Origin of the sequence: Microcoleus sp. N3A4 (assembly GCF_036701805.1) — a bacterium.
GTDB lineage: Bacteria > Cyanobacteriota > Cyanobacteriia > Cyanobacteriales > Microcoleaceae > Microcoleus.
The window spans coordinates 1-1,234 of record NZ_JAUBRJ010000187.1 but is presented as its reverse complement, the minus strand read 5'-3'; the positions used below and the strand labels follow the sequence as shown (position 1 = coordinate 1,234).

Below are 1,234 nucleotides of genomic sequence, written 5' to 3'. Positions count from 1 at the left end.
GTAGAAGTTCACGGGGTTAGCGTGGCAGAAGAGAAGGAGGAATCCGACCAGAACGAGTACTCAAGACAGATTCAGTCAGGAACTCAAGAATATTCCGGTCTTGCAGCTTGAGAGAAGACACGACGGTGAGTAAACGGGCAACAAACAGACTTCCTGCTGCTGAATCTGAACCAAAGCTAGTCCGTCGCCAAATCACAGCAGGGCGAATGGCTCTTTCAGCGGCATTATTGGTCGGCTCTACACCATCTGAGGAGATAAATAACCACAGAGCCACTTCCAACTTTAGTAAATTACGGCAAGTCCGCACAGTTTTTGCCAATGGGGTCTTTTCCCTCTCGTTGATGTCTAACTGCGAAGCTTCTAGCAAGATGCTCAAAACTTTAGTCTTAATAGGTTCAACCCTTTCTTTCAACTCAGAACGAGTGAGTTGGTCATTTCTAAATTTATGCCAGAGATTGAAAAGCTCTTTTTCCTGCTCCAGCAAGGATTTGCCTATTTGGGCAGAAGCTCCAACTCGTTCGGATATTTGAATAAAATCTCGTTTGAGGTGCGCCCAGCACAGTTGCCTGCGATGGACATCCACCCAGTTATAGGCAGGGCAACGATCACTGGTGATCGAGCCACTAAAAGTTTCGCCCAAAACCGTTTGAGCAGCACTACTAGCTCTACTTAAAATTACCTGAAAGCTCTGGATCAATGGCGTTACTGCCACCCACAGCCAACCACTGGTCTTGGTGGCATTTTGACCATCTCCATTCCGCTGCTGAAATCCAGTCTCATCTACTCCCACAGTCGGCTGCTGCTGGATGTAATGTTGGGCTTCTGTGACTGCATCGCTAACTGCCTCACTCACTTCTGTCCGTAGACGATTGATAGTGCCGACGGACATTTCAATCCCAAACACCGCCTGCATCAGCGCACGTATTTGGCGGTAGGATTGTCGGTACTCACTACTGAATAGACCTACATAGGCTGCTGTTCTTGGACCATATCCACCCAGCCCAATTATTTCGGTCATTTCTGGGGCTTGATTTTCTTTCCCACAACAAGTACAGGTAATTGGATGAAACTGATGTTCGATGACGAGTCGCTGTACTGGTGGGACTTCCACTACTTGATGTCGGTAGGCTTGACCACTATTTTCAATCCCTAGGATGCCTCCACATCCACTACATTGCTGCGGGTAATGGTTGATTACTTCTTGACACATTTGGGTCGGGTATAGCTTCCGTTC

The 1,234-nt window shown here is 47.6% G+C and carries 1 protein-coding gene; it reads right to left on the bottom strand.

The features are described 5' to 3' along the window. Positions 1–16 precede the first annotated feature (16 nt). The coding region (gene tnpC, locus QUA56_RS36650) for an IS66 family transposase (RefSeq protein WP_333368935.1) at positions 17–1,234 on the bottom strand (1,218 nt) is incomplete at its 5' end.